Source organism: Streptomyces marokkonensis (assembly GCF_008312835.1).
Lineage (GTDB): Bacteria > Actinomycetota > Actinomycetes > Streptomycetales > Streptomycetaceae > Streptomyces > Streptomyces marokkonensis_A.
The window spans coordinates 211622-225624 of sequence record NZ_VSKS01000003.1; the positions used below are offsets into that span (position 1 = coordinate 211622).

Below are 14003 nucleotides of genomic sequence, written 5' to 3' on the forward strand. Positions count from 1 at the left end.
ACGTATCCACAGGACCGCCCGTCGGTCCACAACGCCGGGGGAGGTCGGCGAAACGCCCATGCACGTCACGCATCTGTCGCTGGCCGACTTCCGCTCCTACCCCCGGGCCGAGGTCCCGCTCGACCCGGGGGTGACGGCCTTCGTCGGCCCCAACGGACAGGGCAAGACGAACCTCGTCGAGGCGATCGGCTATCTGGCCACCCTCGGCAGCCACCGGGTCTCCTCCGATGCCCCGCTGGTCCGCATGGGCGCCGACCGCGCGATCATCCGGGCCCAGGTCCGTCAGGGCGAGCGGCAGCAGCTGGTCGAGCTGGAGCTCAACCCGGGCCGCGCCAACCGTGCTCGCATCAACAGGTCCTCGCAGGTCAGGCCCCGGGACGTGCTGGGGATCGTACGGACCGTGCTGTTCGCCCCCGAGGACCTGTCCCTGGTCAAGGGCGATCCCGGTGAGCGGCGCCGTTTCCTGGACGAGCTGATCACCGCGCGTTCGCCGCGCATGGCCGGTGTCCGCTCCGACTACGACCGGGTACTCAAGCAGCGCAACACCCTGCTGAAGTCCGCTGCGCTGGCCCGCCGGCACGGCGGGCGCACCCTGGACCTGTCCACGCTCGACGTCTGGGACCAGCACCTCGCCCGCGCGGGCGCCGAACTCCTGGCGCGGCGTCTGGACCTGATCGCCGCGCTCCAGCCGCTGGCCGACAAGGCGTACGAGCAGCTCGCGCCCGGCGGCGGACCGGTCGCCCTGGAGTACAAACCGTCCGCGCCCGGCGAGGCCCACACGCGCGAGGACCTCCTCGAGCAGCTGATGTCCGCGCTCGCGGAGGCCCGCAAGCAGGAGATCGAGCGGGGCGTCACCCTGGTCGGCCCGCACCGTGACGACCTGCACCTCAAGCTGGGGCAGCTGCCCGCCAAGGGGTACGCCTCGCACGGCGAGTCCTGGTCCTACGCGCTGGCGCTCCGCCTGGCCTCGTACGACCTGCTGCGCGCCGAGGGCAACGAACCGGTGCTCGTGCTCGACGACGTCTTCGCCGAGCTGGACACGCGCCGCCGTGAGCGGCTGGCCGAGCTGGTCGCGCCCGGTGAGCAGGTGCTGGTGACCGCGGCCGTCGACGACGACGTACCTCATGTGCTGACGGGTACGCGGTTCACCGTGGCCGAGGGGACGGTGGAGCGCGTATGAGCGAGCAGGGCACGCCCGCGGGCGGCACCGGCAAGGCGCCCGAGCCCTCCGGTGTCGACCTGGCCCGCGTGGCGCTGCGCGCGGCCAGGGAGGCGGCACGCGCGCGTGGAGACGCGGCGCAGCAGAAGAAGCAGGCGCGGCGCGTCGGCCTGCGCTCCGGCGCGCGCGCCGACCGGCGCGATCCGATGGCGCTCGGCGCGGCGATCAACCGGCTGCTCACCGAGCGCGGCTGGGAGGCTCCGGCCGCGGTGGGCGGAGTGATGGGCCGCTGGCCGGAGATCGTCGGTGAGGACGTGGCCAAGCACTGCGAGCCGGAGCGGTACGACGAGGACGAGCACGTGCTGGTCGTGCGCTGCGACTCCACGGCCTGGGCGACGAATCTGCGGCTGCTCGCGCCGACCCTGGTGGCGCGTCTGAACCAGGACCTGGGCCACGGCACGGTGAAGCTGATCAAGGTCGTAGGCCCCACCGGACCCGCCCGTCGCTTCGGGCCCCTGCGCGCTCCGGGAAGCACGGGACCCGGTGACACGTACGGGTGACCGAGAGGGTGTTTTCCGTTCCTCCGGCCACACGTGACTGACATCACATCAGAGCTTCTCGGCGGTGCGTTCGCGTCGCCGTCACCCCTCTCGTCGCGCCACCGCGCGCGGTGTCGCAGCGCTACCTGACTCCTAAGTAGCCAAGGGTTGACGGCCGGAAGCGCTGAGTGCCCTCGTGGGGCTCCTGGAGCCCCCATCCGCATATCGGGAGTCGGACAAGACCGGTTGAGGGCGGCACATGCGGACTCAGGTGCCCGCAAACCCCCATCGATGTCAGCGCTACCGGTAGAATGGAAGACAATCCCGCCCCGATCGTGGGGACCGCCCGGGAAAAGCTGAGCAACGCTGATCAAGGCTTACCAACGCAACATGCCGCAGCCGCTCCGGCAACCTGCCGACGAGCCCGGCTCGTGCTGTGCCAGAAAGGGCGCTTCGTGGCCGATTCCGGCAACCCCAACGAGAACATCCCGTCCACCGACACCGGCGTCAGCGACGCGGCGAGCACCTCGACCGGCGAGGGCGCCACGTCTTACGACGCGAGTGCCATCACCGTCCTCGAGGGCCTGGACGCGGTCCGTAAGCGACCCGGTATGTACATCGGGTCGACCGGCGAGCGGGGACTGCACCACCTGGTGCAGGAGGTCGTCGACAACTCGGTCGACGAGGCGCTGGCCGGCCACGCGGACACCATCGACGTCACGATCCTGGCGGACGGCGGCGTCCGCGTCGTCGACAACGGCCGGGGCATCCCGGTGGGCATCGTGCCCTCCGAGGGCAAGCCCGCCCTGGAGGTCGTCCTGACCGTGCTGCACGCGGGCGGCAAGTTCGGCGGCGGCGGCTACGCGGTCTCCGGCGGTCTGCACGGCGTGGGCGTCTCCGTGGTCAACGCGCTGTCGACGCGCGTCGCCGTCGAGGTCAAGACCGACGGCCACCGCTGGACGCAGGACTACAAGCTGGGTGTCCCCACCGCGCCCCTCGCCAAGCACGAGGCGACCGAGGAGACCGGAACGTCGGTCACCTTCTGGGCCGACGGCGACATCTTCGAGACCACCGACTACTCCTTCGAGACGCTCTCACGGCGTTTCCAGGAGATGGCGTTCCTCAACAAGGGCCTCAGGATCAACCTCGCCGACGAGCGCGAGTCGGCGAAGGCCACCGCCGGTGCGGACGAGGCGGGCGAGGACGAGAAGCACGAGGTCAAGGCCGTCTCGTACCACTACGAGGGCGGCATCGTCGACTTCGTGAAGTACCTCAACTCCCGCAAGGGAGAGGTGGTGCACCCCACCGTGATCGACCTCGAGGCCGAGGACAGGGACAGGCACCTGTCCCTCGAGGTCGCGATGCAGTGGAACGGCGGCTACACCGAGGGCGTGTACTCCTTCGCCAACATCATCCACACCCACGAGGGCGGTACGCACGAAGAGGGCTTCCGCGCGGCGCTCACCTCGCTGATCAACAAGTACGCGCGGGACAAGAAGCTGCTGCGCGACAAGGACGACAACCTCACCGGTGACGACATCCGCGAGGGTCTGACCGCGATCATCTCGGTCAAGCTGAGCGAGCCGCAGTTCGAGGGTCAGACCAAGACCAAGCTGGGCAACACCGAGGTGAAGACCTTTGTCCAGAAGGTCGTCTACGAGCACCTCAACGACTGGCTTGACCGCAACCCCAACGAGGCCGCGGACATCGTCCGCAAGGGCATCGCGGCGGCCACCGCGCGGGTGGCGGCCCGCAAGGCGCGCGACCTGACCCGCCGCAAGGGTCTGCTGGAGAGCGCCTCCCTGCCGGGCAAGCTGTCCGACTGCCAGTCGAACGACCCCACCAAGTGCGAGATCTTCATCGTCGAGGGCGACTCCGCCGGCGGCTCGGCCAAGTCCGGCCGCAACCCGCAGTACCAGGCGATCCTCCCGATCCGCGGCAAGATCCTCAACGTCGAGAAGGCGCGCATCGACCGGATCCTGCAGAACCAGGAGATCCAGGCGATGATCTCCGCGTTCGGCACCGGTGTGCACGAGGACTTCGACATCGAGAAGCTCCGCTATCACAAGATCATCCTGATGGCGGACGCCGACGTCGACGGCCAGCACATCAACACCCTGCTGCTGACGTTCCTGTTCCGCTTCATGCGGCCGCTGGTCGAGGCCGGGCACGTGTTCCTCTCCCGCCCGCCGCTCTACAAGATCAAGTGGGGCAAGGACGACTTCGAGTACGCGTACTCCGACCGCGAGCGCGACGCGCTGATCGAGATGGGCCGCAACGCCGGCAAGCGCATCCGTGAGGACTCCGTGCAGCGCTTCAAGGGCCTCGGCGAGATGAACGCCGAGGAACTGCGCATCACCACGATGGACCAGGAGCACCGCGTCCTCGGCCAGGTCACCCTGGACGACGCCGCCCAGGCCGACGACCTGTTCTCGGTCCTGATGGGTGAGGACGTCGAGGCCCGCCGCGCGTTCATCCAGCGCAACGCCAAGGACGTCCGCTTCCTCGACATCTGAGTCGGTCTCAGCTGACCGCACCAGGAAGGACCTTCACCAGCAATGACCGACGAGAACACTCCCGTCACGCCCCTGGAAGACCCGGACACGACCGGAATGCGCGTGGAGCCCGTCGGGCTCGAGACGGAGATGCAGCGTTCGTACCTCGACTACGCGATGTCCGTCATCGTGTCGCGAGCGCTGCCCGACGTCCGTGACGGCCTCAAGCCCGTCCACCGCCGCGTGCTGTACGCGATGTACGACGGCGGCTACCGCCCCGAGCGCGGCTTCTACAAGTGCGCCCGCGTCGTCGGCGACGTCATGGGCAACTACCACCCGCACGGCGACTCCTCGATCTACGACGCGCTGGTCCGTCTCGCGCAGCCGTGGTCGATGCGGATGCCGCTGGTGGACTCCAACGGCAACTTCGGCTCCCCGGGCAACGACCCGGCGGCGGCGATGCGCTACACCGAGTGCAAGATGGCGCCGCTGTCGATGGAGATGGTCCGTGACATCGACGAGGAGACCGTCGACTTCACGGACAACTACGACGGCCGCTCCCAGGAGCCGACCGTCCTGCCGGCCCGCTTCCCGAACCTGCTGATCAACGGCTCGGCCGGTATCGCGGTCGGCATGGCGACCAACATCCCGCCGCACAACCTGCGCGAGGTCGCCGCCGGAGCCCAGTGGTACCTGGAGAACCCGGAGGCGAGCCACGAGGAGCTGCTCGACGCGCTGATCGAGCGGATCAAGGGCCCCGACTTCCCGACCGGCGCCCTCGTGGTCGGCCGCAAGGGCATCGAGGAGGCGTACCGCACGGGCCGCGGCTCGATCACCATGCGCGCGGTGGTCGAGGTCGAGGAGATCCAGAACCGCCAGTGCCTGGTGGTCACGGAGCTGCCCTACCAGACCAACCCCGACAACCTGGCGCAGAAGATCGCCGACCTGGTGAAGGACGGCAAGATCGGCGGCATCGCCGACGTGCGCGACGAGACGTCCTCGCGCACCGGCCAGCGCCTGGTCATCGTGCTGAAGCGGGACGCGGTCGCCAAGGTCGTGCTGAACAACCTCTACAAGCACACCGACCTGCAGAGCAATTTCGGCGCCAACATGCTGGCCCTGGTCGACGGCGTGCCGCGCACGCTGTCCCTGGACGCGTTCATCCGGCACTGGGTGACGCACCAGATCGAGGTCATCGTCCGCCGCACGCGCTTCCGGCTGCGCAAGGCCGAGGAGCGGGCGCACATCCTGCGCGGCCTGCTGAAGGCCCTGGACGCCATCGACGAGGTCATCGCGCTCATCCGGCGCAGTGACACCGTGGAGATCGCGCGCGGGGGTCTGATGGACCTCCTGAGGATCGACGAGATCCAGGCCAACGCCATCCTCGAGATGCAGCTGCGCCGGCTCGCCGCCCTGGAGCGCCAGAAGATCGTCCAGGAGCACGACGAACTCCAGGCGAAGATCAGCGAGTACAACGACATCCTCGCCTCCCCGGTCCGCCAGCGCGGGATCGTCAGCCAGGAACTCGCCGCGATCGTGGAGAAGTTCGGCGACGACCGCAAGACGAAGCTGATCCCCTACGAGGGCGACATGTCCATCGAGGACCTGATCGCCGAGGAGGACATCGTCGTCACGGTCACGCGCGGGGGCTACATCAAGCGCACCAAGACCGACGACTACCGGGCCCAGAAGCGCGGCGGCAAGGGCGTACGCGGCACGAAGCTCAAGGAAGACGACATCGTCAACCACTTCTTCGTGTCGACGACCCACCACTGGCTGCTGTTCTTCACCAACAAGGGCCGCGTGTACCGGGTGAAGGCGTACGAGCTCCCCGACGCCGGACGGGACGCGCGCGGGCAGCACGTGGCGAACCTGCTGGCCTTCCAGCCGGACGAGACGATCGCCCAGATCCGCGCGATCCGCGACTACGAGGCGGTGCCCTACCTGGTCCTGGCCACCAAGGCGGGCCTGGTGAAGAAGACCCCGCTGAAGGACTACGACTCGCCGCGTTCGGGCGGTGTGATCGCGATCAACCTGCGGGAGCAGGAGGACGGTACCGACGACGAACTGATCGGTGCCGAGCTGGTCTCGTCCGACGACGATCTGCTGCTGATCAGCAGGAAGGCGCAGTCGATCAGGTTCACGGCGACGGACGACACACTGCGTCCCATGGGCCGTGCGACCTCGGGCGTCAAGGGCATGAGTTTCCGCGAGGGGGACGAGCTGCTCTCGATGAATGTTGTTCGACCCGGTACGTTCGTGTTCACTGCCACAGACGGCGGGTACGCGAAGCGGACCGCTGTCGACGAGTACCGCGTCCAGGGACGCGGCGGCCTCGGCATCAAGGCCGCCAAGATCGTCGAGGACCGCGGTTCACTCGTCGGCGCGCTGGTGGTCGAGGAGACCGATGAAATCCTCGCCATCACGCTGTCGGGCGGTGTGATTCGTACGCGAGTCAACGAGATCAGGGAAACCGGCCGTGACACCATGGGCGTCCAACTGATCAATCTGGGCAAGCGCGATGCCGTGGTCGGTATCGCTCGTAACGCCGAGGCGGGGCGCGAGGCGGAGGAAGTCGACGGCGACGTGGCCGTGGACGAGACCACCGACGGGGACGCGACCACCGGTACGGACGAGGGTGAGGCGCCCTCGGCCGAGTAGCACGAGGAGTGAGTCAGCGTGAGCGGAGCCACGGGCGCCGGACCGACCGGTACCAGTACGGGAACGGATGGCGGTGGCCGTGGCTCCGCCGCGCGGGCGGCGGATCCGCACACGACCAATCTCAAAGCGATCAAGTCGCCCGCCAAGGACGCCTCCTCGTCCGACAGACAGGGATCCCAGGGGGGAACTGTGAGGGACACCCGAGGCCCGCAGCAGGCCGCGCCGGAGGGCGCCGCCGCTCAGACGGCCTCACCGCTGCCGGGGGAACGGCAGCCGCAGCAACAGGCGGGCCCGTACCACCCGCCGCAGGCCTACCCGGCGCAGGCGGGTACGGCGGCCGGCCAGACCGGCGCGGTACGGCGCCCGCGCACAGGGGCGCGCACCACCCCGCGCGTGCGCAAGGCGCGCCTGCGCGTGGCGAAGGCCGACCCGTGGTCGGTGATGAAGGTCAGCTTCCTGCTCTCCATCGCGCTCGGCATCTGCACGATCGTCGCGTCCGCGGTGCTGTGGATGGTCATGGACGCGATGGGCGTGTTCTCGTCGGTCGGCGGCACGATCGCCGAGGCGACCGGGTCCAACGACTCGAACGGCTTCGACCTCCAGTCGTTCCTGTCGCTGCCCAACGTCCTGATGTTCACGACGATCATCGCGGTCATCGACGTCGTCCTGGCGACGGCCCTGGCCACGCTGGGCGCGTTCATCTACAACCTCTCCGCGGGCTTCGTGGGCGGCGTCGAGCTGACGCTGGCCGAGGACGAGTGACCTGCTCACCGCGCTTTCCCCGCCTGCACCGACGGTTCCCCGACAATCGATTTTGGGACTGCCCCGGTCGTGCGCTAATCTTCAGGAGTCAGCGCGCGGGACACATACCGCAGAGCGCGGCGGGGCTATAGCTCAGTTGGTTAGAGCGCATCCCTGATAAGGATGAGGCCACAGGTTCAAATCCTGTTAGCCCCACCAGCGTAAGACCCCCAGTCGATCACGACTGGGGGTCTTTGGCATCATCCACAGATGGTCCGTGGTTCCCGTGCCTCCGTGCCTATGCCCCGCCCTCGGAACTGTCCGCCGAGCCGGTTTCCGATGAAGCGCACGGACACTCCTCGGGGGCCGGGTCCGGGAACAGGCGGCAGCGCGAAGGCCCCCGTCGAGATGGCGACGGGGGCCTTTCCGGTGCGGGGAGTCTTCGTCGTGCCGTGGTGCTGTACGCAAGTTCGCCAGGACTTCGGGAAGCAGCGACGGCGCGAGAAGGGCTCGGCAGTGGCCGGCGGTCAGCGCTGGAGCGGGATGCGTCCGGTGACGGGTTCCGGCCGGGAGGACGCCGTGTCGTCGGAGCAGTCCGCGGAGTCGGACTCCGCCGTCGTGTCCGACAGGGGGCGGTGCCGGCAACTCGGGGACTTGCCGTGGGCCTCGGCGTGGATGCGCTGTTTCATCGTGGGGGGCAGGGCCTTGACCAGTGACCAGGACCAGAGGGGCGTGGCCGGCGCCGGCGTCCTGGGTGCGCTGTCGCTGTTGCGCGCCTTCTCGGTCTGCGGTACCGCCGCCGAGGCGGTCGTGGTGATGAGTCCGAGCGCCGTGCACAGCGCGAGGAAGGCGGTGACGATGGCGTTCCACAGCTTCATGACCTTGTTCCGGGCCATGGCCCCTCACTTTCGGGTTGGGCGATTTGCGTACTTTCCTCATGATGTGTATGAGGGCCGCGAAGTGGTGGACCGACGCCCGTGGCGCGTGGATGTTCAGATGAACACCACTCGGATGGGTGCATGAGGGTCGAAAACGTGGGAAGGCAGGAGGGAAGGCGTCAAAGTGACCATCCGTGAAGGTGTGATCACTCTCCGGCCGGATCGCGGTACTCCGCTTCTACTGCGCCGGACGCAGGGGCAGTTCGAGGAGTCGACGCAGGTCACCGATCGGTATCGACCGGTGTGTATAGTCGGGCGCCAGAGGTCCCCTACGTCAACGAAAGACGAGGTCGCGCGGTGAAGAAGCTTCTCCTGGTCGCACTGGCCGCCATCGGCGGGCTCCTCGTGTACCGCCAGATCCAGGCGGATCGCGCCGAGCAGGATCTGTGGACGGAGGCGACTGACTCCGTGCCCACGGGTTCGTGAGCCCCGGTATCCGACGCTGAACAGACCCCGGCCGCACTCGCGGTCGGGGTTTTGTGTGTGGCGGAGGGCCTTGTGGACCGGCTTCGTCCACGGGGCAGGATGGGCGACACGGTGCGACGTCCGGGCAGCGACGAGGGGTGGCGCGTGAGGGGATGGGCGTGTACGGCGCGGGGGCGGGCGGAATCCCGGCCCCGCCGGCGACCGGCCGCGGGATGCGTGGGCGTGGCGGTCGTGCTGGGGCTGGGAGGCGTTCTGCCGGGGCAGACGGCGGCCGCGGCCGCCGGGAGTGCCGGGACGGCCGGAAGCTACGCCTTCGCCGAGGACGCGCGGAGCATCGACGGTGCGGTGACCACCGCTGACGCCGTGGAACTGGTGCCGGGCCGGACCTACCGGAGCACGCTGCCGACGACCGGCACGACCTACTACCGCCTGGAACTCGACGACACCAGCACCCTCTACGCCTCCGCCACCGCCGTCCCCCCGGCCGGCCGCGACAGCTCCGTCATCGACGGCCTCAAGGTGTCCGTGCAGAACGGCGACGGCCGCTCCTGCGATGCGGACACGGCGACCTTCGGTGCCGGCGGCAGCCCGCATCCGGTCGCCGCGTGGGCCATGCGGGAGATCTCCCCCAGGAGATCCCTGTGCAAGGACGCCGGTACGTACTACCTCACCGTCGAACGCGCCGACCCGGACGGAAAGGGCTCCTCCCCCGGCCCCTGGGAGATCGAGCTCACCGCGGTGTCGGAGCCGGCGCTGGAGGAACCCGGTCCGACGGAGGCGCCCGAGGAGTGGAACTCCGCCCCGCCCCGCCCCGTGACGGGGGAGCCGGAACGGCGCCCGGGCGGTGGGGGGTTCGCCGAGGCCACCCCCCTCGGCCAGGGAGTGTGGCGGGACGACATACGCCCCGGCCAGACCCTCTTCTACAAGGTCCCCGTCGACTGGGGACAGCAGCTCCACACCACCGCCGAACTGGGCAGTGCGGGCTCGGCCGGCCGCGGCTTCGTCGCCGCCGCGCTGGACCTGGACCTGTACAACCCCGCCCGCGGCCACGTCGAGGACCTGGGCGTCGGCTACGACGGCGGCCAGAAGTCGAAGAGCCTGGCCCCCCTGCCGCCGGTGGCGTACGCCAATCGCCACGCCCCCGGCCGGCAGGTCGCGGCGGTGCGTTTCGCCGGTTCGTACTACCTCGTCGCGCACCTCTCGGCAGAGGTCGCGGACGACTTCGGCGACGCTCCCGTCCCGCTGACCCTGCGGGTGCGGCTGAGCGGTGCCGCACAGGAGGGACCCGGGTACGCGGGGCGGTCCGTGCCGTCGGGCCTCTTCACGGTCACGGAGGAGGACCGGGAGGCGGCCGCCGAAGGCGGGGCGGCGGGCGGCGACGCCGTGTACCGGGCGCTGGCGGTCGGCGGCATCGGTGCCGGGAGCGCGTTGCTGGCGGGGCTCGGTGTCTGGACCCTGGTGGCTCGGCGGCGGGCCCTTCCGTAGGCCGCGGTGGCTCAGATGCGGGTGAGGGCCCAGAACCCCACGGCGTAGCAGGCCAGGGCCAGCAGGAGGACGGGGACGGCCAGCCGCGCCGGAGGGCCGGGCCGGCGGCTGCGCCGGCGGTGGGAGCGAGGGCCGGCCGCGCCGTGCCGCGGCATCGGTCTGCCCGGACGCGGAACCTGCGGGCCCTGGGCGGTGTATTCAGCAGTAGAGGCGTCGGGATACGCGGACGGCCGTGGCAGGGGGGAGCGCAGCGGATGAGTGGGGTCGTGCGGGGAGACGTAGGGGGCGGCGTCGGCGGGCCGGTGCCGCGCGCCGTCCGGGGGCTGTTCCGGGGCCTGGGGAGGCTGAGGGGCGTGTGCCGGAGCCTGCGGGGCGGGCACGGGGGAGGAGGTGACCGTGGCCTGGGGCGGCGGGAGGGGGAAGCTGCCGGTGTCCGACATGCCGGCCGGCTGCGGGAAGGATCCGGACGACGCCGTGGGGGAGGCGCCGCCGCTCCGACGCGGATCGCCGGGGACGGCACTCCCGCGGCTGCCTGTGTCGCGGTCCGGACCCACCGGCCCCGGCCCCGGCTCGGTTCCGGCTCCGCCGGGCTCACCGGGCTCACCGGGCTCACCGGGGCCCGCTGCCGGGACAGGCCGGGCGGACACGGGGGCGGCCAGGGCACCGGAGGCGTCCGTGGCGCTCGTGCCCCGGTTCGATGCGGAGGGCGCGGCATCGTCTCCCCCGGCCGTTCCGGCGACCACGCCCTGCGCCGGGCCGGCCTCTCCGGACCCGGGAAGGGACGTCGCCCCGGGTCCGTGTTCCTCCGTGGCCGTACCGCCCCCGCCGGCCGGTCGCGCGCCCGAGGCCCGCTGCAGCGGGCCGTCAGCGGCGAAGCCCGGGGGCAGCGGCCCCAGCTGGTCGAAGATCTCGATCAGTTCGTCGTCGGGGCCGGGTTCCGGCAGCAGCTCCGCGGCCGCGGCGAGCGCCTTGCGGGCCCCGGTGGCCGTGCGGAACCGCGCCTGGGGATCCGGCTGGAGCAGCGTGGCCACGACCTGCCACAGCGGCCCGGGGATGCCCTGGGGGGCGCCCGGTGTCCCGTGGTCGGCGAAGTACTGGATGAGGGCCTTGGTGTCCGGCTTGGCGCCCTCGAGCAGATACAGAGCCACCAGGCCCACGGCGAACAGGTCGGAGGGGAAGTCGGGTTCGGAGCCCATCATCTGCTCCGGCGCGAGATATCCCGGCGTGCCCACGACCAGGTTGGTCTCCGTCAGCCGGGGTTCGCCCAGCCGCATCGCGATGCCGAAGTCGGACAGCCGCAGTCGCGGCCTGCCCGTGCCGGTGGCCTCCAGGAGCACGTTGGCGGGCTTGATGTCGCGGTGCACGACGTCTTCCGCGTGCACCGCGGCGAGCCCCGCGAGCAGCTGGTCGAGCAGGGTGCAGACGAAGGCCGGCGGCAGGGGGCCGTAGTCGCCGACCAGGTGGACCAGGGAACCGCCGGTGACCAGGTCCATGGTGAACAGGACCTTGTCGTCGTCGGCGGCCCAGCTGGTGGGAGCCAGGACATGGGGGTGGTCGATGCGCAGAGCCTGCTCGCGGACGAAGCGGAGGAGGGAGTGGGCGTCGCTCTGCAGCAGGACCTTGGCGGCCACATAACGGCGGCGGCGGTGGTCCCAGGCGCGCCAGACGGCACCGACACCACCGCGTCCGATCGGATCGACCAGTTCGTACCGGCCGGCGAAGACCTCACCCATGGCTGTGCGTCGCTCCTCCCCCTGCGGTGTCCCCCAGTCACTCCCCCTCGGCGAGCGATACGACTCCCCTCGCGCCCCTGATCTCTCTCCTGCGTCCTCGGCTCCCTCAGGTCGCCCGCCCCCAGGCTTCCCGCGGGTCCCCGGCAGCCGCCCCCTTCGGCCACCGGGCGGGAGATCAGTTCTGGTGCGACTGGTAGTGCGTGACCGCGTCGGACGTCCGGCCGGCGCCGTAGACGCGCAGGAACTCCGCCAGTTCGGGGTGGGTGGGGGCGAGGGTGTCGGCGGCCTCGATGATGTCGCCGGCGGCCGCCACCGAGCGCAGCAGGGACTGGATCTCGCGGACCACCCGCTTGACCGTGGGCGCTCCCGAACTGCTCGTCGTCTGCGTGGTGTTGCTGAGCACCGAACCCCCCTGGGACTTCTTGATCTCCTCCATGCGCTCGGTCGCCTCGGCCGCGCTGACGCTGCCGTCCGCGACCTGCCCCGCCAGGTCCTGCAGCAGCTGCACCCGCTGCACCACCGCGGGATTTCCGATCTTCGCCCGCTGGCCGCTCATCAGCTGCGACAGCATCGGCGCGGACAGTCCCAGTACCCCCGCGAGACGAGCCTGGTTGAGGCCCAGGTCGTCTATGAGCCTACGGAAGAGCGCCCCCAGCGGCTCCCCATACCAATTCCGCTGCAGTTCCCGCGCTCTGGCGGTGGCTTCCTGCTGTGCGGCGTCCATTGCGTCTCCCCATCGCTTCCCCATGAACTGCGGTTCGCTAGAGCGAACCACGCCGAGCATCTTACGGAGAGTGGTCGGTCACGGGGACCCCCAATCTTTTTGCGGAATCCCCGGGGGGACCCGGTACTCTGGTTCCGGGCGCCCACCAGGATGTGTTCTTCCGGGTGGACGCTTTCCTTCCGGGGCCTTAGCTCAGTTGGTAGAGCGCTGTCTTTGCATGGCAGATGTCAGGGGTTCGACTCCCCTAGGCTCCACACCTGGACCCCTCCCACCTGCGGAAACGCGGTGGGAGGGGTCCTGTTTCACGTGAAACGGCGCGGTGGGGCAGAAGACCCTCAAGTCTTCTGCCCCACCGCGCCGTTGGTGCAGTCGCGCCTCAGGGCTCGTCGCGCCTGGCGGCCTCCTCCGCGGCCTCCTTGGCTTCGACCTCGGGGTCGAGCGCGCTCAGGTCGCTGCCGTCCACCGACGTCAGCTTGGTCGAGCCCGACACATCCGTCGCGGCCGGCGGTTCCACCAGCCAGTCCGGGTTGGTCTGCTTGTCCCACCACTTCCAGACGGCGAAGGCACCGCCTGCCACGGCGCCCAGGATCAGGACCTTCCTGGCGGCACGACCGGCCCTCGCCCGCCGCTGCTGCTTGCGGATGATCTTCTGGATCTGCTCGGCCGACACTTGGCCCCGCAGGGCGGCCAGTGCGGCGGCACTGCGGGCCGCTGCCTCCTCCCTCGCGGGACCGGCGGCGGCCACCGCCTGCTCGAGCATCGGCCGGGAGTACTCCGCCGCCTGCCGAGCGGCCATGCGTGTGCGGATGGCGGCCTGCTGGGCGGCCTTGTCGACCTTCGGCGGCACATGCGTCCGGGCCTGTTCCACATAGGGCTGCACATGGGCGCCGTAGTGGACGCGAGCCTGTCCTGCGGCCTGCGTCACCTTGGGCGCCAGCCGTACGCGGGCCTCCTGTGCGTAGTGCGCGGCCCTGACCTTGGCCGTGTCGGCGTAGGGCGCCACCGCTTCCGCGGCGTGCAGCACGCTGTCCTTCGCCGAACCGGTCGCGGCGCGCACGCTGTCGATGCGGGTCACGGGTTCCTCCTCCTCGGTGGCGTACGG

General features: G+C 70.3%; 11 protein-coding genes and 2 tRNA genes. 9 read left to right on the plus strand and 4 right to left on the minus strand.

Annotation, left to right across the window (positions count from 1 at the left end):
* The first annotated feature begins 58 nt into the window (after positions 1-58).
* The 6 genes from recF (at position 59) to F1615_RS06625 (ending at position 7814) form a co-directional block, all read left to right on the plus strand.
* Entirely contained in the window at positions 59-1180 is a 1122-nt protein-coding gene (recF, locus tag F1615_RS06600) for a DNA replication/repair protein RecF (protein ID WP_149547929.1), read from the plus strand.
* Positions 1177-1719, plus strand: coding sequence for a DUF721 domain-containing protein (locus tag F1615_RS06605; protein ID WP_149547930.1), 543 nt, complete (start codon positions 1177-1179; stop codon positions 1717-1719). Before recF ends, F1615_RS06605 begins: the two co-directional genes overlap by 4 nt.
* A 434-nt stretch (positions 1720-2153) precedes the next feature.
* Complete coding sequence (gene gyrB / locus F1615_RS06610; protein ID WP_208818261.1) at positions 2154-4214, plus strand: DNA topoisomerase (ATP-hydrolyzing) subunit B; 2061 nt, start codon at positions 2154-2156, stop codon at positions 4212-4214.
* 42 nt (positions 4215-4256) lie between these two features.
* Positions 4257-6854, plus strand: a complete 2598-nt coding sequence (gene gyrA / locus F1615_RS06615; protein ID WP_149547932.1) for a DNA gyrase subunit A — start codon at positions 4257-4259, stop codon at positions 6852-6854.
* An 18-nt stretch (positions 6855-6872) separates the two neighbouring features.
* Positions 6873-7616, plus strand: coding sequence for a DUF3566 domain-containing protein (locus F1615_RS06620; protein ID WP_149547933.1), 744 nt, complete (start codon positions 6873-6875; stop codon positions 7614-7616).
* A 121-nt stretch (positions 7617-7737) separates the two neighbouring features.
* Positions 7738-7814, plus strand: a tRNA-Ile gene (locus F1615_RS06625).
* Between the two features lie 308 nt (positions 7815-8122).
* On the opposite strand, the gene F1615_RS06630 is transcribed toward F1615_RS06625, so the two are convergent.
* On the minus strand, positions 8123-8491 hold the full coding sequence (locus F1615_RS06630) for a DUF6344 domain-containing protein (protein ID WP_208818262.1): 369 nt from the start codon (positions 8489-8491) through the stop codon (positions 8123-8125).
* Between the two features lie 339 nt (positions 8492-8830).
* On the opposite strand from F1615_RS06630, the gene F1615_RS06635 reads away from it, so the two are divergent.
* Both F1615_RS06635 and F1615_RS06640 read left to right on the plus strand, forming a co-directional pair.
* Positions 8831-8959, plus strand: coding sequence for a DLW-39 family protein (locus F1615_RS06635; RefSeq protein ID WP_003999697.1), 129 nt, complete (start codon positions 8831-8833; stop codon positions 8957-8959).
* A gap of 99 nt (positions 8960-9058) precedes the next feature.
* Entirely contained in the window at positions 9059-10444 is a 1386-nt protein-coding gene (locus F1615_RS06640) for a hypothetical protein (protein WP_167533678.1), read from the plus strand.
* Between the two features lie 11 nt (positions 10445-10455).
* Here the strand turns inward: F1615_RS06640 and F1615_RS06645 are convergent, their stop codons facing one another.
* On the minus strand, positions 10456-12177 hold the full coding sequence (locus F1615_RS06645) for a protein kinase domain-containing protein (protein WP_149547935.1): 1722 nt from the start codon (positions 12175-12177) through the stop codon (positions 10456-10458).
* 175 nt (positions 12178-12352) lie between these two features.
* Positions 12353-12901 carry a helix-turn-helix domain-containing protein gene (locus F1615_RS06650; RefSeq protein WP_103545009.1) on the minus strand — a complete coding sequence of 183 codons (549 nt, stop codon included), beginning with the start codon at positions 12899-12901 and terminating at the stop codon, positions 12353-12355.
* A gap of 181 nt (positions 12902-13082) precedes the next feature.
* On the opposite strand from F1615_RS06650, the gene F1615_RS06655 reads away from it, so the two are divergent.
* A tRNA-Ala gene (locus F1615_RS06655) sits at positions 13083-13155 on the plus strand.
* A gap of 122 nt (positions 13156-13277) precedes the next feature.
* Here F1615_RS06655 and F1615_RS06660 read toward each other — a convergent pair.
* On the minus strand, positions 13278-13976 hold the full coding sequence (locus F1615_RS06660) for a DUF5324 family protein (RefSeq protein ID WP_149547936.1): 699 nt from the start codon (positions 13974-13976) through the stop codon (positions 13278-13280).
* Between the last annotated feature and the right edge of the window lie 27 nt (positions 13977-14003).